Annotated in this window: 21 protein-coding genes; 1 reads left to right on the plus strand and 20 read right to left on the minus strand. The window is 48.7% G+C overall.

From position 1 onward, the window contains the following. Positions 1-181: 181 nt before the first annotated feature. The 9 genes from A4V09_RS17840 to A4V09_RS17880 form a co-directional block, all read right to left on the minus strand. Complete coding sequence (locus tag A4V09_RS17840) at positions 182-811, minus strand: zf-HC2 domain-containing protein (protein ID WP_065543524.1); 630 nt, start codon at positions 809-811, stop codon at positions 182-184. Further along, positions 801-1,289 carry an RNA polymerase sigma factor gene (locus A4V09_RS17845; protein ID WP_065543525.1) on the minus strand — a complete coding sequence of 163 codons (489 nt, stop codon included), beginning with the start codon at positions 1,287-1,289 and terminating at the stop codon, positions 801-803. Before A4V09_RS17845 ends, A4V09_RS17840 begins: the two co-directional genes overlap by 11 nt. A gap of 95 nt (positions 1,290-1,384) precedes the next feature. Next, positions 1,385-4,069 carry an FtsX-like permease family protein gene (locus A4V09_RS17850; RefSeq protein ID WP_065543526.1) on the minus strand — a complete coding sequence of 895 codons (2,685 nt, stop codon included), beginning with the start codon at positions 4,067-4,069 and terminating at the stop codon, positions 1,385-1,387. A gap of 2 nt (positions 4,070-4,071) precedes the next feature. After that, a complete protein-coding gene (locus tag A4V09_RS17855; RefSeq protein ID WP_065543527.1) occupies positions 4,072-4,746 on the minus strand; it encodes an ABC transporter ATP-binding protein in 675 nt (224 codons plus the stop codon). 197 nt (positions 4,747-4,943) lie between these two features. Continuing rightward, positions 4,944-5,924: a sensor histidine kinase gene (locus A4V09_RS17860; protein ID WP_065543528.1), complete on the minus strand. Its 981-nt coding sequence runs from the start codon at positions 5,922-5,924 to the stop codon at positions 4,944-4,946. Between the two features lie 3 nt (positions 5,925-5,927). After that, positions 5,928-6,596, minus strand: a complete 669-nt coding sequence (locus tag A4V09_RS17865; RefSeq protein ID WP_065543529.1) for a response regulator transcription factor — start codon at positions 6,594-6,596, stop codon at positions 5,928-5,930. A gap of 76 nt (positions 6,597-6,672) precedes the next feature. Further along, positions 6,673-8,064 (minus strand): DUF4153 domain-containing protein, encoded by a 1,392-nt coding sequence (locus A4V09_RS17870; RefSeq protein ID WP_065543530.1) that lies wholly within the window; start codon positions 8,062-8,064, stop codon positions 6,673-6,675. 81 nt (positions 8,065-8,145) lie between these two features. Beyond that, positions 8,146-8,361, minus strand: coding sequence for a helix-turn-helix domain-containing protein (locus A4V09_RS17875; protein ID WP_065543531.1), 216 nt, complete (start codon positions 8,359-8,361; stop codon positions 8,146-8,148). Between the two features lie 12 nt (positions 8,362-8,373). Continuing rightward, on the minus strand, positions 8,374-8,856 hold the full coding sequence (locus tag A4V09_RS17880) for a DUF2975 domain-containing protein (RefSeq protein WP_157766973.1): 483 nt from the start codon (positions 8,854-8,856) through the stop codon (positions 8,374-8,376). A gap of 490 nt (positions 8,857-9,346) precedes the next feature. On the opposite strand from A4V09_RS17880, the gene A4V09_RS25535 reads away from it, so the two are divergent. Continuing rightward, positions 9,347-10,270, plus strand: coding sequence for a hypothetical protein (locus A4V09_RS25535; RefSeq protein ID WP_065543534.1), 924 nt, complete (start codon positions 9,347-9,349; stop codon positions 10,268-10,270). 92 nt (positions 10,271-10,362) lie between these two features. Here the strand turns inward: A4V09_RS25535 and A4V09_RS17895 are convergent, their stop codons facing one another. From A4V09_RS17895 to A4V09_RS17945, 11 genes are all read right to left on the minus strand, one after another. Continuing rightward, on the minus strand, positions 10,363-10,848 hold the full coding sequence (locus tag A4V09_RS17895) for a CarD family transcriptional regulator (RefSeq protein WP_065543535.1): 486 nt from the start codon (positions 10,846-10,848) through the stop codon (positions 10,363-10,365). A 484-nt stretch (positions 10,849-11,332) separates the two neighbouring features. Next, positions 11,333-12,412, minus strand: coding sequence for a uroporphyrinogen decarboxylase family protein (locus tag A4V09_RS17900; protein WP_065543536.1), 1,080 nt, complete (start codon positions 12,410-12,412; stop codon positions 11,333-11,335). 194 nt (positions 12,413-12,606) lie between these two features. Next, positions 12,607-13,599: a LacI family DNA-binding transcriptional regulator gene (locus A4V09_RS17905; protein WP_065544855.1), complete on the minus strand. Its 993-nt coding sequence runs from the start codon at positions 13,597-13,599 to the stop codon at positions 12,607-12,609. Positions 13,600-13,760: 161 nt separating this feature from the next. Then, positions 13,761-14,642 carry a DMT family transporter gene (locus A4V09_RS17910; RefSeq protein WP_065543537.1) on the minus strand — a complete coding sequence of 294 codons (882 nt, stop codon included), beginning with the start codon at positions 14,640-14,642 and terminating at the stop codon, positions 13,761-13,763. Positions 14,643-14,650: 8 nt separating this feature from the next. Next, entirely contained in the window at positions 14,651-15,691 is a 1,041-nt protein-coding gene (locus A4V09_RS17915) for a M20/M25/M40 family metallo-hydrolase (RefSeq protein WP_065543538.1), read from the minus strand. 35 nt (positions 15,692-15,726) lie between these two features. After that, positions 15,727-17,094, minus strand: coding sequence for an MATE family efflux transporter (locus tag A4V09_RS17920; RefSeq protein ID WP_157766974.1), 1,368 nt, complete (start codon positions 17,092-17,094; stop codon positions 15,727-15,729). A gap of 82 nt (positions 17,095-17,176) precedes the next feature. Further along, complete coding sequence (locus A4V09_RS17925; protein WP_065543540.1) at positions 17,177-18,472, minus strand: ABC transporter substrate-binding protein; 1,296 nt, start codon at positions 18,470-18,472, stop codon at positions 17,177-17,179. Between the two features lie 39 nt (positions 18,473-18,511). Beyond that, positions 18,512-19,351, minus strand: a complete 840-nt coding sequence (locus tag A4V09_RS17930; protein WP_084043658.1) for a carbohydrate ABC transporter permease — start codon at positions 19,349-19,351, stop codon at positions 18,512-18,514. Then, positions 19,351-20,241, minus strand: coding sequence for a carbohydrate ABC transporter permease (locus A4V09_RS17935; RefSeq protein WP_065543541.1), 891 nt, complete (start codon positions 20,239-20,241; stop codon positions 19,351-19,353). Before A4V09_RS17935 ends, A4V09_RS17930 begins: the two co-directional genes overlap by 1 nt. Before the next feature lie 15 nt (positions 20,242-20,256). Beyond that, entirely contained in the window at positions 20,257-23,439 is a 3,183-nt protein-coding gene (locus tag A4V09_RS17940) for a glycoside hydrolase family 2 TIM barrel-domain containing protein (protein WP_065543542.1), read from the minus strand. Between the two features lie 15 nt (positions 23,440-23,454). Further along, positions 23,455-24,480 carry a LacI family DNA-binding transcriptional regulator gene (locus A4V09_RS17945; RefSeq protein ID WP_065543543.1) on the minus strand — a complete coding sequence of 342 codons (1,026 nt, stop codon included), beginning with the start codon at positions 24,478-24,480 and terminating at the stop codon, positions 23,455-23,457. Positions 24,481-24,782 lie beyond the last annotated feature (302 nt).

Raw genomic sequence — 24,782 nt, forward strand, 5'->3', positions numbered from 1 at the left:
TACATCCTACGTTGGTTGTTTTTCTTTCTGAATACATCCTAACATCCTATGTTTGGAAAGTCAATAGTTTTCGTTAGATTCCATTATATGTACAATTTCTGATTCTGTTTCCTGTACATTATGCACAAAAGGAGGGCTGAGTAAACCCAACTCTCCTTTGTCCCATCTAAATTTTCGTTTTTCAATCCTGAGGTAAAGACGTTGTGTCTTTTTCACTGATCAGCTTTCCGTTTCTGATCGTAAGGGTCTTATCGGAAAATTCCAGAACCCATTCACAGATATAATCTCCACCCTCTATCTCGTTTTTCCAGCCCATGCTGCCTTTTACAAACCAGCCTTTTCTAAAGCGCTGCGCCTTCAGGCGGGTACGCGTACCGATAATATTTCCGCTGCTGTCCTGTATTTTTTCGGTGAAGCTGCTGAATTCAAACGCTCCTCCTCTTGGTTCCATCTCCAGATAAGCCGTGTCTTCCTTCCGGCCATAGGACAGTTTTACATCCTCAGCCAGGACTTTGCTGCTCCCCACGCTGTATCCTATGAAAGTCCACAGCCCGCCTGCCGCCAGAATCAAAATAACGATAACTGCAGCAAGCAGTGCCCGCTTTCTCTTTTTCCTCATTCCCGCAAGTAAAGCCGCGTCTTTCACATCTGCTTTTGGCAGGATTTCCGGGCCTTCCCCTGTCATTTCCTGATAATACTGTCTGCAATTCTCACATGTCTTTAAATGTTTATCGATTTCCCTGTTGCTCTCCCCACTGGTCAGCCTGTCTGCATAGGAAGGCAGAAGGTCCCGCACCACATCACATTTCATGCCTGTTCTCCTCTCTGATTTTCTGCTTGCCGCGGTAAAATGTCACCCGTGCCCAGTTCTCATCTCTGCCCAGTATCTCCCCGATCTCCCGGAAACTGAAATCACCGCTGATCCTGAGATACATAACCTCGCGGACAGGTTCCGGAAGCTGATGCAGCCTCTTATACAGGTACATTCTTTCATCCCTGGCTATCACTTCCTCATCGGGCTGCAGGGCTTTTGACGGGATTTCCTCTCCCGGTTCCTCCCCCTCTACCCTCTGCACCTGCTTTTGCTCTCTGATCCAGAGATTCTTTGCGATCTGGCAGAGCCAGACATAAAGCCTGCAGTCGCCCCGAAAGCTGTCAATGGATTTCAAAGCCCTGAAAAATGTCTCCTGTGTCAGTTCTTCCGCTGTGTGAGGATTACGGCAGAGGCTGAACAGGTACTTGTATACCTGGACAGCATATTTTGTGTAGATCCACTCCATATCCTGCATCTTTCGTCCTCCTTACCCATAAGAGCTTCCCGCATTGATTTCGTTACAGAAATATATAAATTTTTCACATGATGTGCAGGCAGGTACGCGGAATTTCAGTCCGCATACCTCCGCAGGCGTTCTGTTATGCTTTTTTCTGTCATCCGCCTGTATATGCATGCTGCAGTCAATACGCAGATAAGGAACAGACACACAGCGATTCCCCCCATCCATGCCCAGGGATAATAAAATTTAAAGTAAAGCAAGTTCTGTTTTATGGCTTTTCCAAGGATCCAGAGAACTGCGGAACCAAATGTCAGCAGAATCCCGATCACGCTCAGTCCGTAAAATGCCCCTTCCAAAACCACCAGCCTGCCCAGTTGTTTTCCAGTCATTCCCACACTCTCCATAACGGCCAGCTCTTTTTGCCTGGCTGAAAGGCTTGTGTACAGTGTGTTAAAGTAATTGGTGATTCCCATGACCACCAGAAGAACACTCAATGCCCCCATAATGATCCTGCTTGCCCGGATATAGGAGGAAGCGTCCCGGAGAGCATCTGATTTACTGTTCATATAGATATAGTGCGCTTCACTTCTGGTCCGGTTTTCCTGCTGTATGATCTGCGTAAGTTCCTGTTTGACCAGAGGCTCCTTCTGCCTGTCCACCTCAATCTGTATACCGAAAATCTTTTCCTTAAACTCCAGGCTCTTAAAAGCTTTCTCTGTCATGATAAAATAGTTGATGCCGCTTCCGTGGGTTGTCATTCTCAGTTTTGGAAAATGTTTTTTGAATATGTCCAGATATCCTGCACAGGTGAGTTCCCCTTTCAGGTATTTGTCATCCACCATCTCCTCAAAAAGTGAAAGGCTGTAAAAGTGCAGGGGCTTCCCAATCGTTTTGTCAGCGTCCTCCTGCAGTTCTTTTGACAGCTCATGAGTGTGCAGGAGCATGGCGCCTGTACCGTTTTCCAGACTTTCCACATCTGCTTTTATGCCATAGGCATCCGCATACTCCCTCAGTTCTTTTACAAAGGCATCATCTACAATCTGCACAGTAGTAAAAAAATTAGCGTCCATGGAACCATATACAGACTTCAAACGGGGCAGAAGGGCTTCGTCCCCGCTGTTCTCTATCCCCTTAGTAGCAGAAGGCATATCAAGCATGGCAAAGCAGCCTTTTGTATAACTTGTATTTTCAGCAGTAACCCCATCCACTGCCAGTATTTTGTCTCTTATCTCTTCTGTAATGACCGGTGTATCATCATTCCAATCATATTCAGAAGAACCGGCATCGTACACAATATTTGCAAAGGTACTGATATCGAAATCCGGACGCTCCTCAATGCTGTTTGTAATGTCTGTCCCCCTGCTGATGACCACTGCTCCCAGAGCGGAAACGCATCCGATACTCAGGGAAAGCAGGGTAACTGTAAACCGTCTTCTGGAACGGACAATATTCCTCCAGGCCATCCCCGCAAAAGACGTGCCATCCCCGCAGTGATTTCTTCTTCCGCCGTCCCGCCGGGCGCTGTTCTGCCGGTGCAGGGCAGGCCTCAGGCGGCCCCCGGTATGGCCGGCTGCCACAGATGTGGTCTCCTCATAGCGGACAGACTCTATAGGACTGAGCCTCATCACTTTGCGGACAGCAATCCCGGCTGCCAGCAGAGTCGTCATACTCACAAACACAACGCTGACTGCCAAAAACCCGGGATAAAAACCAGTCATGCCCCTGGCACTTCCCATCCCATGCAGATATAATTCCCCAAGCGTCCCGGGAAGGACAAACTTCATTACCAGAGAGCCGGCCGCTGCCCCCATAAGGCATCCGGCTAGAATCACTTTTCCGGTCTGTCTGAATACGATCTTCCGGATCTGGCTGTTAGTGGTGCCGATGGTCTTCAGCAGTCCGTACTGCCGTATGTCATTGCCAAATGTGATGGACAGCACATTATAGATCAAAAGAAACGCACCGCCCAGGATCATGACACTGCAGAGAAACGCAACCAGATAGCTGCCCGCAAAATCCTCCACAACCGTAAAGGTCAGGGAGTTCATTCCAATGAACTGCTGGGAGACAGATTCTGTCTGCACATCCTCATAGAGCTTTTCCTCCATAAATTCTCCGTCTGCAAGAATCCCGTCCTGTTCCATGAGGATATAGCTGGCAGGAAATTTGGGAATCCCCAGGCTTTCAAGGTATGCCTCGGAAAAATAGGCAATAGGGGCATTCAGCAATGGGTTTACATAATCCTTATAGTAACCGGATAAGACAAAGCTGTCCTCCATGCTCTCCCTGCTGCCGTTTTGAAGAAGCTCTGCATTCAAAGTCATACCTGCAGCAGGATTTTCTATTCCAAGCTGTTCAAGCCCTCTAAGCGGCAGCATTACCTCATTTTTTTCTCTGGGATAATGTCCTGTAACATCTGTATAAGCCGGCTTCTGCAGCTTTTCAAAGGCTGTGTTGTCAAGAACCGTACAGCCCATCACAGAGGCCCCCTCTTTTTGCCAGACAGCAAAATCATTTTCCACCCCTGTATTTTTCACGTAATCCAGTGTTTTTATTTTTTCATACTGTTTTTCCGAACCATTCTCCAGTGAAAGGCTGGCAACACTTCCCCCGTTTCTGGCGTATAACAGATAGTCCGCGTCCATTTTGCCCCTGGCAATACTGAATGCGCCGAATACCATGAACACAGCCAGGGCGGCAGCAAATGTCAGGATACGGTTCCTCCCCCTGTTCTTCCTGTAATTGGCCTGCGCAAGTTCCCGGATAACCTCTCTGTTGTTGTTCCTCAGTTCCATGGTCAGTCCTCCCTCCTGCAGATACGCCCGTCCTCAATCCGGATCATCCGGTCTGTCATCTGGGCGATCTCCTCATTGTGGGTGACAATGACTATGGTCTGGGAATACTCCTGGGCCATGGTCTTCATAAGGCCGATCACCTCTAGTCCGGTTTTGGAATCCAGGTTTCCGGTGGGTTCATCTGCCAGGATAATAGCGGGTTTTGTCACCAGCGCCCTGGCTATGGCCACACGCTGCTGCTGTCCGCCGGAAAGGGTGCCCGGCATCTGGCGGATCTTCTCATCCAGGCCCAGGGAGTGGATGATCCTGTCTACAAATTCCCGGTTGATCTTTACTCCGTCCAGTTTCAGCGGAAGGACAATATTTTCGTATACATCCAGCACGGAAACCAGATTATAATTCTGGAACACAAATCCGATATTCCTGCGTCTGAATACGGTTAGCTCATCATGGTCCATGGCTGCCAGCTCGTAACCTCTGACGATCACACTGCCTGTTGTGGGATAATCCAGCCCGCCCAGCATGTTTAGAAGAGTTGTCTTCCCACTTCCCGATGAACCTATAATGGAAATAAATTCTCCTTCCCTGATATCCATATCCACGCCGTCCAGTGCCCGGACCACAAACTCCCCTGTTTTGTAAATCTTTTCAAGGCCCCTTGTCCTTAAAACTTCCATACTTTCCTCCTTGCCCGCCCGCTTAGGTATGCTCCTGTGCGTTTTCCCCTGCTGCTTTCCCCTTCGGGCTCACAGGGGAAGATCCGTGCATACTTCACGGCTGGCTCCTGTTTATTTGCCTGCTGCTAACTGTTTCATACACTCACAGTTATGCCTGCTGCCATATCCTGAGGATAACAGGTAAATCTAACAATCTTCTAACAGGGAAGATAAATGGAAATGGAAGTTCCGTCCAGCTCCTTTTTCACCTTTAAAAAACCTTCATGCCTCTTCACAATTTCTCTTGTAATATACAGGCCGATACCAAATCCCTCCTGGTTTTTCACATTACTTCCCCTGTAAAAGCGGCGGAAGATCCGGTTCTCATCATCGGGGATGCCCATACCGAAGTCGCGGACCTCAATCTGGGTGAACATCTCATTTTTTACTGCCCGGACAATGATTTCGGAAGACGCAGGGGAATATTTTATGCTGTTGTCCAGCAGGTTTGCCACTGCCTCGGAGATCCAGTTTCTGTCATGAGAAAGGGACAGGGCTGCCGGGCAGTCCAGGGTTATTTCCATGTGTTTTACCTGGGCTTTTTTCCTTACCTGGAAAATAGCCTTTGCTATGGTCTCCCTGAGATCCTGCTTCTCTTTTCTGATCTGGATAATGCGGTGTTCCATACGGGACGCGGAAATGAAGCTCTCTGTCAGAAATTTTATTTTCCGTTCTGACTGCTCCACCGCACAAATGCAGATGTTCTGCTCCTCTTTTGTCAAGTCCTGCTCCCGCAGAAGATCAAGATAAGTCTCCATATTTGTAAGCGGCGTTCTGATCTGATGGGCGATTTCGGAGAGAAATCGGCGGACCTCCTCCTGCTCTTCCAAAAGTTTTTCATTGTACTTTGTCACCATGGCATGGATCCTGACAGTCTGCGCCTGAAGCTTTGATGCCAGGCTGTCAGCGTTTTCCGTTATGACCGGACTGCCCTTTCCCTGGATCAGCTGCTCCAGAATATCAGAGATCTGTATCAGGTCATTCTCATATTTCTTCCTTATCCCTGAAAATACCGGTATAGAGCAGCAGAGAAAAAGAACTGTCAGAAACAAATATCCTGCGTCGGCGGTTATGATGGAGGCCAGGACCCCCGCAGCGGCGGAGAGGATTCCTGCTGTGTAATATAAATACTTTTTCATAGGCTAATCTCCAAAGGTGTACCCAAGGCCAAATACATTTTTAATATATATGGGGCTGGACTTGTCCGGTTCAATTTTCTTTCTCAGACGGTTTACTGTGACGCTTACCGTATTCTCCACCACAAACTGCCCGTCAATGTCCCATATTCTTTCCAGTATAGTTTCTTTTGTCAGAACCTGCCCCCTGTTTCTGACCAAAAGTTCCAGAAGGCTGTATTCCTTTGCGGTCAGACTCACCTGCTGCTCCTGGCAGAATACCTGTTTCTTCTTCCAGTCAACCCTAAGTCCCCGGAAAAGAAAAAGATCCTCCTCCCCGCCGCTCCTGCGCAAAATGGCTTCAATCCGTTTTTTCAGAACAGGCATCTGAAACGGCTTGACCACATAATCGTCACACCCGGCATCAAAAGCCTCCAGCATATCCCGCTCCTCGTCTCTGGCAGTCAGAAAAAGTACCGGAGTTTTCCCGAAATGTTCTGCCTCCCGGCAGATGGAGATACCATTTCCATCCGGAAGATTTATGTCAACCAGCATCAGGTCAGGATTATCCTGAAGCAGGGCAATGCCATCCCTGCAGGATTTCCCGGTTGTTACCTGATAGCCTTCTTTCTTCAGAGTGATGACAAGGGCCTGGTTTAAGAGTTCGTCATCTTCGATCACTGCTATTTTTTTCATCTTTGTCCACCTGTTTTTCTGTGTTTTGTTATCCATTCTGTGATTATAACAAATGGCGGCAGTTCTGGATAGCACTCTACTCCCATAATTGTTCGGGGAAATACCTCTGATCATAAGAATCCACCATACGTTCAACCGGAAGCACACAAAGGGAACAGTATAAAACAGCTCCCGCTATGACGCAGATCCGTACCATAGGAAACTCCCTCCACTGGCGAAGGATGACCAGGGTAAACACAAGTACCATCCAAATCATAAATACCATGGTCAGTACCCTTTTTATGGTAAATCCAAAAGCAGTGATATAAAGAACCATTTTACTCATAGCTGTCAAAATAAGCAGCAGAGTCAGAACAGAGAGCAGGACATTCAGCCACCGCAGTACGGCGCTGTTCGTATTTTTCTTTCCGGCAAACAGGTTTGCGCCCAGGAGAAGGACCAGATTCAGCGCGGCGGTCTGGCACAGTTCAAAAAATCCTCTTCTGGCATATTCCGCGTAGGTGAAATTTTCAGGACGGATACCTGCAAAGGCGGAAAACAGATACTTTCCCTGCAGCCCTATGAACAGCAGGTAAATGGCACATACGATCAGCATAGCCGTGGTAATGGCTGTCGTGGGTACTATTTGGATGGAACGCCAGGTCTCTCTGAGTGATTCTTTATCCATCCTGTCTGTGTTCCGCTTATGAATACCCCCGTAAATCAGGCCGAACAAATATGCCGCAACAGGCAGGGACAGTATCATTCTGGCAATAGTATACAGGAGATGATCCTGTATATACAGTCCGCTGTTCTGCATCATTTTCTGAAACCCTTCATCCGCACTGGACAGCAGAGGAAGCACAATAAACAGAACCGGAACAGCAATGACCACACCCAGCAGGACATATCTAATATCCTTTCCTCTGCCCCTTTTCTCCAGCTCATCCCCACTTTCCTCATGGTCTGCATGAAGCCCTGTTACAATCCTAAAACCACAGTCAAAATTTCCAAAGGGCACCCACAAAAGTGCATTCCATCCATCGAACACCACCCACTGGGATGTCTTATCCTTTTCCAGAAGGCTGCCGGATATGATCAGCGTCCAGTATGCCGCACATACGATCAGCATGGGTATCTGCAGAAAGGGCATGGCACTCCAGAACGCGTAGGGCACCCCAATGCCTAGCATTATGACCAGCCAGAACCAGCTCTCCTTTCCCGGCCGCCCGCCTTTCAGAAATACATAGGCAAGCACAACAGCCGCATATGCTATTGTAAAGAAAACCAGGTGTCTTCCAAAATTCATACTGGTAAATGTGTATACAAAACCATATCCAACAAGCAGATACAGCCAGGCAAAGCACTTGTCTTTTCTGTCCGCATCTACCGGTTCTGCCTTTCTCCATTTATCCTCCTCAAAAATGGGCGCACTTTCACAGGGCAGACCGCTCTTGCTGTCTGCCGGCATTTTATCATCCCTATTCATACTTTACTGCTCCTTTCTCAAACCTAAATAGTTTTCCTGCATCTTCGTACGGACTGCCCCTCATCCCGTTACAGCGTTGTGTTAGTCTGCCTTATCCTCCACATACTCCAGGATATCCCCGGGCTGGCAATCCAGAGCTTTGCATATACTGTTTAGTGTACTGATCTTAATGGCCTTGGCTTTCCCGTTTTTTAATACGGAGATATTAGCCATTGTGATCCCCACACGCTCAGACAGTTCCGTGACGCTCATTTTCCGCTTAGCAAGCATAACATCTATATTAATGATAATCGCCATTTTCTGTCCCTCCTATATGGTCAAATCCCGGTCTTCCTGCATTTGGCTCGCATTATAGACCAAATGAGACAGGGCAGCGCACAGGACGGTAAGTGTAATACAAATAAACAAGATCAAAACAATGCCGAATAAATATCCGATTCCAAAGGAGTACCACCCCAGTATACAGAATACTGCCAGAAAAAAAGCATACAGCACACTATCAGCAAGGGTATAATGGCTCATCTGCTTCAGCGCCTCTGCATTTTCCCTGCAAAAAGACCTGTTCTCCCCGATTCTGCTGCAGACACCCCAGAATTTGACCAGGCAAAACAGACAAGGCACTGCGGTTATCCAGATAAAGATACAAGTGCCCCAGTATACGGCATTTCCCGCCTGCCCTGCCAGCATTTGTTTCAATACGGAAGGCAGAAACCATACTACCAGAACCAAAAATAGAATCCCTGTTCCTGCTGTTATTATTTTTAAATACTTTGACATCTCTGTTTGCTTCATGTTTGCTCCTCCTGCGGTTTCAAAATAATCCACTACCATTCTTCCTGGATTTATTATATTGCCACAGGAAGGAAATGTCAATATATTTTTATTGTTTTACGATAAATTATATCTGTATTATATTAAATATAGAGTGCTGTCAAAATACCTCCGCTGCGGTACCTGGCATATCTGGATCTCCTCTTCTACAATTCCCGGTAATATGGGCATATATCCTCATAGTGACCGTCTTTTCCTGACTACAGCATTGAACTGCAGAATCCTGAATCCGCAGCTGCGCCCCTGTACCAGGCTGTCCTTTACCAGCAGTTCCCCTATATGTTTTCCTCTGGCTGAAGATTTGACTGGGGATAGGCCACTCTCCCGCAAACAAAATGGTACATATTTTATAACCGTGAATCATCACACAGAATCGTTACATATTCTTTCATTACAACTCTTTTCTTCTTTTTATTTTATGGTAAAATAGTAATAAAAAAGGGGGGATTTTATGGGCAAAACATTGCTCAATATCTTTTTAGTGCTGATCTGCCTCGGGGTGCTTCTATCGCTGCTGCCCTACGCATGGATTTTGTTTATTCCGGCTATTTTCCTATACCGGAGAAAATTCAGGGAGGAGCCGCTCAGAAAGAAAAAGTATACAGCTGCTCTGGGGACGTTATCTCTGTTGTCCCTGTGCGCATTCGGTTACGCGCAGGCATCACCCCCTGATGTTGAGAAGATTTCTATATCTCCCACGTCCAACTATGAGATGGATGTGAACTCAGAATATCCCATCAACATCCAGATCCAGCCGGAGGACGCCCGTCCGAAAAAACTCGAACTGGTGACAGATAACGGACTTCTGACACTGGATTATTCCCAGGGAGAGTCATCCTGTCTGCTTAAAAGCTCAGGGAAAACAGGGGAAACCAACGTCTGCCTAAAAACTCCGGACGGCAAAAACAGCAATGCCATACACATCTCCGTAACGGATAAAAAAGCCGAGGCGGAAGCCAAGAAAAAAGCGGAAGAAGAGGCAAAGAAAAAAGCGGAGAAGGAGGCAAAACAAAAGGCAGAAGCGGAGGCAAAACAAAAAGCGGAGGAGGAGGCAAGACTTCAGGCCGAGGAGGAAGCACGGCTCCAGGCAGAAGCCCAGGCCAAACAGCAGGCCGAGGAGGAGGCACGGCTCCAGGCAGAAGCCCAGGCCAAACAGCAGGCCGAGGAGGAAGCAAGGCTTCAGGCTGAGGCTGCTGCCGCTCAGGAGGCAGAGGCCGCCGCAGCCCAGCCTGTAGAACAGATGGTATGGCTTTCTGCTACCGGTGAGAAATACCACCGCATACCTAACTGCGGCAACATGAATCCCGACAAAGCCCGCCAGATTCCCCTCTCACAGGCAGAGGGAAGTTACGAGGCATGTAAAAACTGCTGGTAGATCTAAGCTGCACTGTCCGGCATTCTGGCTATGGCAAAAAAATCCCTGGGGTGCATAAGCATCACAGGGATTTTACTATAAAATTTATTCTGTCATAGATTTTGTCTGTCCTTTATAAAGCCATCCACTTTATCTTGGGAAATACCAAGAGCATATGCGAATTCACTGTAAAGTGCCCGCTCTGCTATCTGACGGTATTTTTTATCCATACTGGTAATTGTACCTCTTTTTGTTGTTCTCTGATGTAACGTTTTCAGAATTTTTACCCATGCTTCACATTCGCAGCTTGAAATGCAGGTCTTATATTCCCGTTCCCGCATCCGCTCATTCGTAACCCAGAGAATATCAATGTCATCCATCTCGTCAATCAACATCAGCGCCTCTTCTCTTGTCACAGGTCTCCTGATATTGTGGTCACCTTCCACAGGGATGTATGCTTTTTCCTTTTCATCATCCACAGACTGCATGGTATAGTATAATTTCTTCCTGTCAGCACATGAAAAATCCAATGTACCCACTTTTTGAACCTCATACAATCCCCTGCATTTAAAAACTACAATATCGCCTTCCTGTATCATACGGCACGCTCCTTCCAAAACCAAAAAGCCCCGGCTCACCGAAAAGGGCAAGACAAGGCTTATCACTGCGACTTCCTACTGTCTTAGTATAACACCTTTCAGAAATTATTGTAAGTACTATTTTAATGTATGGACAATTTTCAGCAATTCTCCCAATAGAAAGGCAGTTTTAGCTTGTACAAATCACACATATTCCCCCCGATACAGCGTTGTGAGTATTTCCACACAGCGTTCCGGCCCCAGTTCCCCGCTGTCCAAGCCGGAAATAAACGTTTATCTCAACTGAAAAATGGCTGCATCACAGGGCGGGATGACCTCCTTGTGACCATAAAGCACTTGCTTGATCCCTGCGCATGGTACGCACGATCCACCCGCACACCCACAAAGTCCTCAAATAAGGTCAGGATACCGTTGCCCATCGAAACATATAGAGTTGCTCCATCATTTCTATACTCTTCACTCTCCGGCTGATAAAGACAGGGTTTTATCTGTGGTACAGCCTGTTGTAATATGCCAGAGAATAGTGATACAACTCGTCTCTGGCAATCTCTTCTTTTACAGGGTCCGGGGATTCTGTCATGATCCACGCCATCATTCTGCCGTTCTCACCAAAGTGGTCCACATAGTCACGGACCGCCGCTCGGATCTGCTTTTCCTCCCAGTCAGCGCCAATATTGATAGGGAAGCAGAAGGTCATCTGTTTTCCATAGGTATTGTGCAGAAAATCCGGGTCATTGGCATTTGCCTGGGGTGTCCACATATCAATCCCCATCTCCAGCATTTCCGGCACGTACTGCATATTGCGTCCGCAGGAATGCAGTTCTATGAATCTGCCCTGGTCCTTCACAAATTTCAGATAACGGGCTGTCGCAGGCATAAGCTGTTCCCGGAACATTTCGTTTGAGAAAAATCCGCTACGCTGCGTTCCCCAGTCATCATGATAGAGAACACCGTCCACTCTGCCGTAGTATTTGAAAATCCGGTCTGTACTCTCAATCTTATAGTCCGCCATCTTCTGGAAAAACTCCTCCAGAAGCTCCGGCTCCTCATAGAAGGCGATCAGGGACTCGTCAAAGGGGATAAGCTCATGCAGCCTCTCAAAAATACCTTCCACGCACTCGTAAATATGGGGCCTGTCAGGGTCCATGGCTTTTTGGAGCTTCTCACCGTCGGCTTTAAAGTCCACAACAGACAGATCCGGCCAGGGAAGTTCCTCTTTCCAATTGGCAAAGTCAGAGATGGTGCGGGTTCCCGGACGGGTGATCATACCGTTGATCCCCTCCACCATGAACCAGTCCACCCCCCACCAGTCATAACCATCCACCTCCGGCACCGGATGTTCTTCCATGGCGTCCGGCCAAACCGTGTTGGATTCATAGAAATAAGCCGGCATCCAGTAAGGTTTCTCCCCTTTTACACACCGGATATAATTTTCTCTGACACTGATAGGGCGCTCTCCTATAGGCGGTTTGGGCTGCTGGAAAATCCATGGAAAGCTTCCCTCTGCCTGCCAGTGTTTGGAATAATCCCTGTTTGCCGCTGTCTGCATAAATTTCGATACCATACAAAATACCTCCTGTCCTTTTTACCCGGTATAGCGCTGAACATCTGCCGAAGCAGACCGCAGTCGTATTCCGGTCATCTCTGCTGCATTCTTATTTAAATATTATTGTAGTCAATCTCAACAGAAGATGATAGAGTTCTTCATTACAAAAATGCAAAGTTAAAAAACTCCAATTTTGTATGGTGCATACCAACCTATTTTACCCTGCCTGCGCTGTCACGGACAATAAGCTTTGCAGGTACAATGATCTTCAGCCCGATCTCCCTGTCGGAAGCTATGTGTTCACGAAGAATGCGGACTGCCTCCTCGCCCAGAAGTTCCATGTGCAGCCGCACTGTAGTCAGGGATGGGACCAGATAGTTGGCTACCGCTATATCATTATACCCCACAATGCTCATATCCCCTGGGATCCGAAGCCCTTTCTCACTGACTGCCCGGTAGCATCCCACTGCCAGGGAGTCGTTGCTTGCAAATACTGCCGTGGGCCTCTCCTTCTCCTCCAAAAGCTCCCGGCACAGCACATAGCCGTCTTCCGGTGTAAATTCTCCCAGCCTCACGAGAGACTGGGAAAACTCCCCAATCCGCTCCATATATTCTTTATAAGCTACAATTCTGCTGTCATGCACTTCCTCGCCGTCCCTGTCCACCTCAAAGCCGCCGATAAACGCTATCTTTCTATGTCCCAGCCCTGTCAGATAATCCATGACCGCCTCCACAGAGCCGGCCAGATCATTGACCACACAGTCAAACCTGTCCCCTTTTGGCATGGCATCCAGGAACACAGTAGGTTTTCCGAACGCGTCAATCTGCTTAACCATACTCCTGCTGAATGTTCCAAGGCACAAAAGGCCGTCAAGTCCTCCCAGATCCTTCAGTTCTTCCAGGCTCTGGATCTGACGGCGCTCCATATTCTCCGCCTCCAGCTTCCTCTCCACTGCCAGGCGGACGGTAAGGTAATAAATATCCCGCAGTTCCTCCTCCCTGGTATAGGAATAATAAACCCCCACTGCCAGACGGCGCTTCCTGCTCTTTCTCTCTCTTGCCTGATACTGAAGTTCCCTGGCAGTATCAAGTATCTTCATTCGGGTCTCTTCCTGCACGTTCAGCGTATCATCGTAGTTCAAAACCCTGGAGACTGTTGCTGTGGAAAATCCGGTCCGATCTGCGATGTCTTTTATTGTAGCCATCTTAGTTTCCTCTCTGCATGATACATTTTCAACACCTTTTATATGCATCAGCCCTGCCGGTGCATTCATGGTTTATATTGCCATATCGCCGGAAAGCCCGCAATGGATTATTATAACGTTACTTTTCACAGGCCGCTGTCACGGAGCCAACCGTAACATTATCACATATCCTGGTCTTTGGCCGGTGCCGGCGTCTCCTCCGCGGCGGAATTTGCCAGAATAACGGCTGTCAGAATGATGACGCATCCCAGTACCATGCGCAGCGTGATCCTCTCATGGAGTATCACCACGGAAAACAAAGTTCCAAAGACGGATTCCATGGACAGTATAATGGCAGCCTTTGTCTCATCCACGTATTTCTGACACGCAGTCTGGAGCAGGTAGCAGACGGTTGTGCTGATGATGCCAAGATAGAGGACACTCCCCCATCCTTTTGCCGTAATCTGAAAATGCACCTGCCCGGACGCAGCCATGAATACCAGAGATAAAATACCGGCTGTACACATCTGGATAAAATTCAGCACAGAGGCCCTGTATTTCTTCACAAAGATACTGGTCAGAAAAATCTGAAAGGCAAATCCCACTGCGCATATAAGTGTCAGTCCGTCACCAAGACCCAGGGATAAATCTTTGTCCAGTGACAAAAGGCCCACCCCCGCTATGGCCAGCACCGCCCCTGCTATGCCCCTGTATCCTATCTTTTTCCGGCAGATCAAAAAAGCGATAAAGGGGACGAGCACCACATTCGTTGCCGTGAGAAACGCGTTTTTTGACGGAGTCGTATACTGCAGCCCTATGATCTGGAGAGAGAATCCCAGAAAAAGGGCGGCTCCCATAAGTGCTCCTGCGGTCAGTTCCTCCTTTTTTATCCCTTTCAGACTGCGGATGCTGATCCCCCCCATGAGCACTGAGGCCAAAAGGAAACGGATCGCCATGATCTGAAAAGGCAGCAAGCTGTCAAGCGCCATATCACTGGCTACAAATCCCCCTCCCCAGATAACGGTAACTACCACCAGCCCTGCAATTGCCGTATATTTTTTCATAGATCACCTCATCCTTCCAGGGGCTTCAGACAAATATCAGGCCCAATCCCGCATAAAAATTCTGCAAGTACATCAATACAGCCCTGCACGTCCTCCATACTGCACACCTCTGCCGGATTGTGCATATACCGAAGAGGTATGGACATAACTGTGGTGGGAATCCCCCTGCCTGCCACATGAATGGCATCTGCATCCGTACAGGTCCTGCCGCAGCCGTTCTCCCACTGGTACTTTATGTCCAGATTCTGTGCAGCTTTTTTAAGCCGCCCCACCAGCATTTTATGGCTGAAGGAATTCTGCAGGAAAACAGGTCCTCCGCCCAGAAGGATCTCCCCGTTTTCAATGGCCCTTGCGCCCTCATAATCACTGGTATATGTCACATCCACCACAACTGCCAGGGTGGGGGCGATACGGGACGCGCACCAGGAAGCCCCGTGTTTTGTTAGCTCCTCCCCCACGGTGGCCGCTGCATAGACACCGCATGTACAGCCCTGCTCCTTTGCTTTTTTCGCCGCTTCCAGGATGATGTACCCGCCCAGGCGGTTGTCAAGGCCCCTGGCGCAGAGCCTGTCATTTAAAAGCTCTCTGTGATCCGTGTCAAAGATCACCGGGTCCCCGCACGCTGCGGCAGCCATGGCGTCTTCCTTTGAAACCGCTCCGATATCAATGATGATATCTGTGATCTCCAACTCTTTCTTGTTCAGGGAACTGTGGTTGCGGACTGCACCGTAAACCACATTTCCCTCATGCATAACTCTGACCTTCTGCCCAGGATAAGTGCCCGGATAAATACCGCCCGCCTTGGATACATGGAGCATTCCTTTTTCCGTAATATGTGACACCATGAGGCCAATCTCATCCATATGGGCAGACAGCATGACTTTGACCTTTGACGCCGGGTTTATAACACTCACCACATCGGCGATTTCATCCGTGTAGATCTCATCTGCAAATTCCCCTGCGTATTTAATGACCTTTTGCTGGATCTCCTCCTCAAAACCGGAAACAGAGGCTGTTTCCAGCAGCCCGTATAAAAATTCTCTGCTCATATTCATCTTTCCTTTTCAAATTTATCATCTCTTACTCATCCGTTCTGTGCCGCTTCCAGTATTCGCTCACGCTTTCTGTTGATCCGGTAATATAATCCGGCACTGAGCAGGAACCTGGATATCTGATCCACTGCAATAATGATCCAGATGGCCGTCAAAGGCAGGCCCAGTACATAGGCGGCCAGCATACACAGCGGAATCCTCACGATCCAAATACCAAATCCCGCCACCAGCATAGGGGCATTCTTGTAGCCCATGGCCCTGATGGTCCCGTTGTAAATCCTGGACAGATTCTGAGGTATCTGGATAAATCCCATAACAAACACATACACAACACCTATGGCCTGCAGCTCAGGCTTATCCGTCATCAGTGTCATAAAGAACTGGGGCAGAACGATCAGGAGCACAGAGGTAATTGAACTGATGACCACCCCGACTTTTAACAGCTCTTTGAAATAAACCCTGCGCAGTTCCTCATCCTGCCTGCCAATAGCCCTGGCGGCCAGCGTGGTGGACGCTGTGCTGAAACCAATAGCCGGCATCTCCGTGATCTCCTCCGCCTGTATGCCGAGCTGGTATGCGGCAAATGCCTGGTTTCCGTAAAACAGGATCACCTTGCTCAAAATAATGGCAGAAAACTGCCAGAACATACTCTCCAGCGCTGCCGGGATCCCTGTGGTGTAGATTTCGTTAATACACCGTCTGTCAAAACTGAAGAACCTGTGGGCCGCGGGCATTTTCCGAAACAGCCCGCCCTTCTTTTTATACAGCAGATACAGCCCGGTGCACGCACCCACTGCCTGGGCTGTCACAAGAGCTGTGGCCGCGCCTTTGATCCCCATACCCGGAATGCCGAACGCACCGAAGATAAAACAGTAGCCGCAGATGATATTGACCACATTCATGAGCACCGCAATATACATAGGCACTTTCGTGTTGCCGTATCCCTGGAAAGAAGCTGTCACCACTGTCATGATCACCACAAAGGGAAAACCGAACACAATGGTCTTCATATACCCCTGGGCCAGGGAAAGGATCTGGGCATCCTTTGAGAAAAACCCCAGAAAAAGCGGTGCCTGAAAATACAGCACCACCTGGAAGACAAGTACAATGATCAGTTCCGTGAGCATGGTCTGCTCCGCGATTTTCCTGCACTCCTGGTGCCTGCCCCCGCCGTACGCCCGGGCGATCAGGACCGTGGCTCCAATGGCCACACCCTTATAAAAACACCATAAAGTATCCGTGATCCGGATACAGATCCCCTGTGCGGAAATGTCGTTTGCAAGCAGCCGTCCCACCATAGCCGTGATCACCAGGTTCGCTGAAATTTGAAGTATGTTTTCCAGTATCATCGGAATAATGATTTGATAAATCTCTCGTTTTATAGCCTTTTTTCCGTACACAGAAACCTCCATCCTTTTTAAAACGGGTGTTTGAATATGCTTCAGACACCCGTTTTGCAATGTTCTATTTATGAATATACTGCTATTTTCCGAATTTGGCTTTCATTTCCTCCTGCTCCCCATTCAGAACCTCTGTGGGGTCACCATTGTTCAGCATGACTTTTGCCATGGAATTCTTGGACATCTCCAGCGCCTCCGCAAAGTTGGCAGTGTAGTTTACCTGAGGAACCGTCTTTCCGATCTCTGTAAACAGGTCAAAAATCTGCTGGCCTCCGAAGAAATCGTCGCCCTCTTTGAACACGTCAGACTCCAGTGCTTTCAGGTAAGAGGGGTACAGTCCGTAATTCCGGAATCCTTCCACATTGGCGTCCACATCCTCCATAACGAATTTTACAAATGCTTTGGAAGCCTCCGCGCTTTTGCTGGCTGAGGGGACTGCCAGGACAGAACCGCCGTTGGATGCGCCCTGGGCCTCCTGGTCTGCCTGGAATTTTGGGAGGGGCATTACCGCCCACTTGCCGTCCTGGTCAGGAACCGCGTCTTTGATGGAACCGACCATCCATACTGCATCCGCGATGCACGCGAACTTGTCCGCGCCCATACCGGCCACCATATCGTCCCAGGAGGAATTGTTGAACGTAATGCCTGCATCGTACATTTTCTTACAGGTCTCCATGGCCTGGACTGAAGCCTCAGAATCCACCTGGGTACTGCCGTCCTTGTCAAAGTAGAAGCCGCCGCCCTCCATCATGAGAAGTCTGTAAGTGGTATCATTTCTGGATTCTGCCATGCAGAGCATATCAGCGCCCGTTTTTTCCTTTAATACTTTTCCCGCCTCAATGAAATCATCCCAGGTCACAATGTCTTCTGCCTTGATCCCTGCCTGCTCGAACAGGTCGCTTCTGTAGAACATGCCGCAGGGGCCGGAATCCCAGGGATAAGCAATGACTTTGCCGTCAACGGTACACTCTGACATTTTAATAGGAAAGAAATCGTCAGGGTTGATCATATCCGTGAACTCTTCAAATTTTCCGGGGAACTTTTCTCCGAATTTTGCCATCTGCTCACCCTCAATGGAGACAATATCCGGAAGCCCGATACCGGACTGCAGGCAGGTGGTCATCTTCTGATACACCTGGTCCACGCCCATCTCCTCAAAATTAAAGGTTACATCCGGGTTCTCCTCCTGGAATTTCTCTGACCACGCTTCTAAATGGGCCAGTGCCACGTCCCAGCTCCAGATCGTGATCTCCCCGGAAAGACCGCCTTCCTTGTCACCGGACGCATCTTTGCCGGCTCCTCCGCCTCCGCCGCATGCTGTCAGAGACAATGCCATCACTGCTGCTGTTACCATTGCTGCTGCTTGTTTCTTTTTCATATTTATATCCTCCTAAATTTTTTTACAGAACCAGACGCACTACTCTTTCACCGCTCCGCCCATAACACCTGCCACAAACTGTTTCTGGAATACCAGAAAGATGATCATGATCGGCAGTACCGCGCAGACCGTTGCCAGCATGATCACACCGTAGTCTTTTCTCCACACCACGCCGTCCAGCATAGCCAGCGCTACCGGGAAGTTGTACATGGATTTTGTACTGAGAATGATCAACGGCCACATAAAGTTGTTCCACATACTCATAAACATATAGATTCCAAGGGCACCCACCGCAGGTTTCTGGGAGGGAAGCACCACCTTCAGAAAAATGCCGATCTCCCCGCAGCCGTCTATTCTGGCTGCCTCGATCAGGGAAGTTGGAAATGCCAGCATATTCTGCCGCATCAGAAAGATACCAAAGGCTCCCGCAAGACCGGGAAGCACCACTGCCTGATACGTGTTGGCCCAGCCGATGTTGTTCATCAGCGTGAACAGAGGCACATACATGACCTGGGCGGGAATCATCATGGTTATCATGATCAGACCGAACAGCAGTCCCTTCCCTTTGAATTCAAACTTCGCCAGCGCATATCCCGCCATGGAATGCAGTACAATGGCAAGGGCTGTATAGCTGACTGTCATAATGGTGGAATTCGTAAGTATCCTCACAAGGTCCATCTTTTTGTTCAGGTTTGCGAAGTTTTCTGCCAGATGGGAACCAAAAAACAGTTTTGGCGCCGCACTTAGGATCTCCGCATTGGTGTTCGTGGCGGATACGAACATAAAATAAAAGGGAAACAGGGAGATCAGTGCCGCAATGGTCAGGAACACATAGGTAAAAATCTTGCGTCCGCTTATTTTCTTTCCTGTTGTTTTCACTAATTGTCACCTCCGTTTGTAGCCTTGAACTGGACAAAGGACAGTATGCCTATGATGATCACCAGGGCATAACTGAGTGCTGCCGCATACCCGAATTTGTAGTAGGAAAATCCGGTGTTGTACAAATAATGCCCAATAGTTATCGTGGCATTGTCCGGCCCTCCTTTTGTCAGTACAAAGGACTCGTCAAACAACTGCAGGGTTCCGATGGTGGAGGTGATGCTCACAAAGAGGATAATGGATTTTACCATGGGAACCGTGATCCGGAAGAATTTCTGCAGGAAGGATGCCCCGTCCATATCCGCTGATTCATACAGCTCCGTGGGGATTCCCTTCAGGCCCGCGATCATGATGATGGTGTTATATCCGGTCCATCTCCAGGTAATGCCCATAATGACAACTGCCCTGGCGCCCCACACGGAGTTCAGCCAGTCCACACCGCTCCAGCCTATAGACCGGAGAAGATGGTTTACCAGACCAAAATCCGTGTTGAACAGCAGTTTAAAGATCATAGCATATGCAACCAGTGCTGTAACAGATGGCAGGAACACGCTGATCCGGTAACAAGTCCTGAATTTCAGGAAATTTTCCTCCACCAGAACGCCCAGCACCAGGGAAAGGATCACCATAACGGGTACCTGGATCGCCAGATAAATAAAAGTATTTCCCAGGGACTTCCAGAACACCGGGTCCCGGAACATGGTCACATAATTATTGAAGCCGCAGAACAGGTACTCCCCGCCCTCAAAATCATAGAAGCTCAGCCCCAGGGATTTTATTACCGGATAGACCATGAACACCCCAAACAGGACTATCATTGGCAGTAAAAATATATACGGCGCTGTTTTTTTGTTCACAAAGTTCTTTCTTTTTTCTTTTCCCCCAGCCATTTTTGCCTTCCTTTCTTACCTTCTCCTGTATTGCTCCGCCTGCTCTGTAAGCGTCTCCCGCCTGGTCCCGAAAATCTTCCAGGTAAATGTAAACGGTTCCGGATACAGCCTGTCTTTTTCCAGACATTCAGCGCCCCAGCTTGCGCTTCCAAGACCATGCTGCGCATAGTCAACCGACAATTGGATATGTTCTGTCCTGTGAAGCTCATTTGTGTGGGCTGCCTGTGTCAAATCTTCCTGGGTGTAATGCAGGGCTCCAAAGGAGAATACTTCCCCGGATGCTATGCAGACCCCGTTTCCCGCCCCGGTCACAAATGCGGCCCAGCGGGTATCCTGGTGGTTTCCCGTCTCCTGGGGCACCACATAGGGGAAGTAAAAGTCCTCTGTCCGTTTCTCCCAGCAGCCCACCGGATCGCCTTCTTTGCAGTCCGGGTATGTCTCCAGAGGCCCCCTTCCGTACCAGACTGCCTGTTCACAGGCTTTGTCCAGCACAAACCGCATACCGATCCGGGGGAAACTCTCCGGGAGCTGTACACCGGTGGGCACCCCATTGTATTTCATGGTTATGAGACCATCGGAAGTGAAGCGGTATTCTGCCTTTACAATGACTTTCCAGTCAACGGTAATGGGTGCGTATATCTGCGAAACAGATATGATGACTTCCTGCTCCCGCTCCTCCACTGACACTTGTTCCACAAGGTTTGTCATGGCTTTCAGCATGGCTTTTTCCCATATCTCTGCCGCATTCTTGTCATTGTCAACAGGCGCCCTCCAGAAGTTAAGGCCAAGGCCCTTCCTGATCAGGCGTTCCCCATTCAAGGTATAACCGCTTAAATATCCGTGGACCCGGTCAAACAAAGCGGTGAAATTCCTGCCTTCTATATAGATGGTCCCGCACTTTTCTGTCATGCGCAGTCCCGCAGCCTCCCCGGTTTCGGAACCCTTTGCCGCGCTTTCGCCGTCCAAACCGGATCTTATGCACTTTACTGTGTCCCCGGAATCTGATAACAACGCCTGTACCGCCTCGCTGATACACTCCTGATGGAAGGCGGCTTCATCATGCTCCTCCACGGACCATTCCTGTTTTTCTTTGAAGCATACAGAGATCATCAGCCAGATATCCTGTTCTTTGGTCCAATTTTCCGCCTCCGCTGGGTCATACAGAACAATGCGTCTGCTTTCCTGGGGGGCAATTCCGTCCACGTCCGCCTTACCTTCCAGCAAAACGCCCTGCAGTGTATAGACTTTGAATGTGCATTCCAGATGGGATAAGTCTGTAAAATCATATTTATTGTGAACTGTGATTTCTCCTGCAGTCCTATCAAACCCGGTGAATTTTACAGGCTCCATCACTTTTTTCACCTGTAAAATACTGGGGGTGGGCCTTCTGTCAGCCTGGATCAGGCCGTCACAGCAAAATGCACCGCTGTTTGGATGATCCCCGTAGTCTCCGCCGTATGTATAATAGCCTCTGCCGTCCCTGTCATATTTTTTGATCCCATGGTCGATCCATTCCCAGATAAAACCGCCCTGCAGTCTGGGATACCGCTCAAAAATTTCCCAGTATTCCTTTAATCCTCCCGGACCGTTTCCCATGGCGTGGGCATATTCGCATACCACGTGGGGTTTCTTTTTTGTGGTGTCTCTTCCCAGGTCCTCCAGGGCCTTATGCCTGGTATACATAGTGCTGTACACATCCGCTATGGAAGCGTCCCTGTCTTCCTCATAATGGACCAGCCTGGTGGGGTCATACTCTTTTATAAACCTTCCGCTGGCTACAAAGCTGCTTCCGAATCCCGACTCATTTCCCAGTGACCAGAACAGGATACTGGGATGGTTTTTATCTCTTCTCACCATGCGTTCCGCCCGGTCGACATAACTTTTTTCCCAGAGCGTATCATCACTGATCCGGTTCATGTTTTTGGTATATGCCATCTGGTTGCATTCCAGGTCAGCTTCCTCCATCACATAAAACCCAAGACGGTCGCACAGGTCCAGAAAGTCCGGGTGGGCCGGATAATGGGAGGTGCGCACTGCATTGATGTTGTTCTGCTTCATTAAATATAGGTCAGCCAGCATGTCCTCTTTTGTAATACACCTTCCTGTATTTTCATTCCAGTCGTGCCTGTTTACGCCTTTTAATTTTATGGCCTTTCCATTTACCAGGAACAGTCCGTCTCTCAGACAAATGTTTCTGAAACCGGTCCACTCGCCGTAGGATTCCAGGACTTTGCCCTCTCTTTTTAATGTGATGACCAGCCGGTACAGGTTGGGCTGCTCTGCCGACCAGGGGCGTATGCCGTCCAGTACCGCCTCTGTGAAATACTCTGTTTCACCCTTTTTACCGCATATCTCCCGGGTGTCTTTAAAAATAACCTGCCCCCCGTCAAACAATTCTGTCTCTATGGTGAGCGCTGTCTCCTCCTCCGTATGGTTTTCCAATACAGCCTCCAGACGGAAATTTCCTTTTTTCTCTCCCGCCCGGACAGTACATGGTCCCTCCTGTTCCAAAACCAGCCCGGATGTGATCCGGCAGTCCAGCATATGCTGCTTCGGTCTCTGTATCAGGGACACATCCCTGATGATTCCGGCAAACCACCACATATCCTGGTTTTCCAGATAACTGCCGTCACAGAATTTATAGACGGTCACTGCCAGCATATTGTCCCCATCCTTCAAAGCCTCTGTCACATCAAACTCAGCCGTGTTGCGGGAACCCTGGCTGTATCCTATGAAGATGCCGTTAAGCCATACATGGTAAGCACTCTCCACGCCGTCAAACCGCAGGATGTATTCCCTGTCTTCCTGCTTCTCCTCCCGAAACGCATGGCGGTAAACTCCGGTGGGGTTATCCGCCTGTATGCCAGGATCATCCAGGATGGGGAAAAGCGCCACTGCATCATTATAATGGGGCGAATCATAACCACTTAGCTGCCAGTGCCCCGGAACCGGCATGGTGCCAAACGCCCGGTCATCATAGCTTTCCTGCACGCACCCGTCAGGTACATAAAACGGCGATCCATAATAGGCAAATTTCCACTGTCCGTTCAGCAGACGGAAATTCGGGCTTTCCTCCCTGATCCCTCTTTTGGCTGATTCCCGGTCCGGATAGCCGCAATAAAACGGTCTGACCGGGAGGCGGTTCCTGCCAAGGACTTCTATATTGCTCCAATCCATGTGTCTGTATAAGTATTCCATATTTTCCCCCTTTTTTTATTCAGGGCAGCTTTCCCTGAGAATCAATTGATTTGGTACGATTATCTTCAATCCCTGTTCCCTGTCGGTCCAGAGACATTCCATCAGTGTCTTGGCGGCCATCATTCCAATCAGGTCGTTATGCAGCTTCACGGTGGAAAGCGCCGGTGTCACAAAAGACGCTGCCTGGTCATCGTTGCAGCCGATGATAGCCACATCACCCGGAACAGATATTTTTTCCTCCACAAGAGCTTTCAAAAATCCGATCGCCATGGTATCGTTCTCTACAAATACGGCTCTGGGAAGCCTTCCCCGCCGGATGATCTCTTTTCCCAGCCTGTACCCAAACTGGGTGTGGTTGGACTGGGCAAGGTAAATGTATTTTTCGTCATATTTTTCCAGGCTTTTCATGATCTGGCGGAAATATAGAAACCGTTCATCCCTGTGAAGCTTTCCGTTGACTTCCAGCCCGTAGGTCCCCATATACCCAATGGTGTCAAACCCTTTTTTCAGGAACAGATCTATAGCTTTTTTTACAGCCTGCTTAAAATCATTTACTACACAGTCGGCTGTAAGTTTCTCATCTCTTAGCTGAAAATCCGCACATACCACCGGCAGCCCGGAGTCCAGAACAGCCCGCCTGAATGCCTTCTTCTGATACCAAAGTGTGGAGTACCCCACAAAAACAAGCCCCTGGTAACCGGAAATTCTGGGTGCGCCCACATCCAGCATGGGCTCAAACACCTCTTTTACTTTGAACCCGTTTTTCTCCAGTTCCATTTTTATGTTCATGCGGATGACCTGATAAAATCTGTCTTCCACTTCCTCTGCCTCGCCGTACAGGAGCATAATACCTATGGTCCCTCTTGTACCCTGTATAGCTGAATATTCAAAACATTTGTTGTATCCCAGTTCACCTGCTGCCTCCAGGATTCTTTCCCTTGTCTTCTGAGAGACGGAAAATGTAGAGTCATTTTTCAGAACCCTGGATACGGATGCAGCAGATACCCCGGCTCTCTGGGCGACATCCCGTATTGTAGCCATATCCCCACCTCTTAATTAACTTCACGCGTACGATCCGGTACTCACATTTACAGACAGCCGTCCATGCAGAACCACTTTCCGCGTCCTCCGAAAGGAACGTTCCTGCAATAAATGCAGTAAACATGCCGGCCTGCTGGATGGTCATCGCAACGGTCATATTGTTTAGTTAATATATTTATTATTTAGTAAATTTATTTGCATTCCTTACATCCTCACAATACTTGAAATAATAGAATTTGTCAACAATACATTTAGGGTTTTTCTGCTATAATTGTACATATCGGATATTTTTATAAGTTTTA

This window comes from Blautia pseudococcoides (assembly GCF_001689125.2).
GTDB lineage: Bacteria > Bacillota > Clostridia > Lachnospirales > Lachnospiraceae > Blautia > Blautia pseudococcoides.